The 603-nt window shown below is 69.2% G+C and carries 1 protein-coding gene; it reads left to right on the forward strand.

Annotated elements, in window-relative coordinates:
* Positions 1-603 (forward strand): M20/M25/M40 family metallo-hydrolase (locus AC1DWF_RS36330; RefSeq protein WP_476843292.1); only part of this gene is annotated, 603 nt, incomplete at both ends.

Here is a 603-nt window from a genome sequence, read left to right on the forward strand (position 1 = left end):
TGAGCACGAACATCCGCCCCGACGTCGCCCTCGCCTCCCGCCTCTTCGACGTGTTGAGGGCAAAGACCTTCGACGGCGTCGGCGTCACCCGCGAGGCCTATGGCCGCGGCGAGGAGATCGCCCATGCGCTGGTGCGCGCGGAGGCGGAACAGCTCGGCCTGGAGATCAAGGTCGACTACGCCGGCAACATGTACATGACGCTGCCGGGCAGCGACCGCACGCTGCCGCAGATCATCCTCGGCTGCCATCTCGGTTCCGTGCCGCAGGGCGGCAAGTACGACGGCGCGGCGGGCGTGATCTGCGGCATGGCCGTGGTGGCCAGCATGAAGCAGGCCGGCTTCTCGCCAAGGCGCGACGTGACCGTCATGGCGATCCGCGCGGAGGAGGGCGGCGCCTGGTTCACCGGCTTCCCCGGCAGCCGCGGTGCGCTGGGCAGCTTTCCTCCCGCCAACCTCGCCATCCTGCGGCCCGACACCGGACTTTCGCTCGAGCACCACATGCGCGAGCTCGGCTTCGATCCCGAGGCTCTGCGGACGGGCCGAAAAATCCTCGGGCCGGAGAACGTCCATGCCTATCTGGAACTGCATATCGAGCAGGGCCCGG

The sequence above is a fragment of the Aminobacter sp. P4_D5 genome (assembly GCF_056401815.1).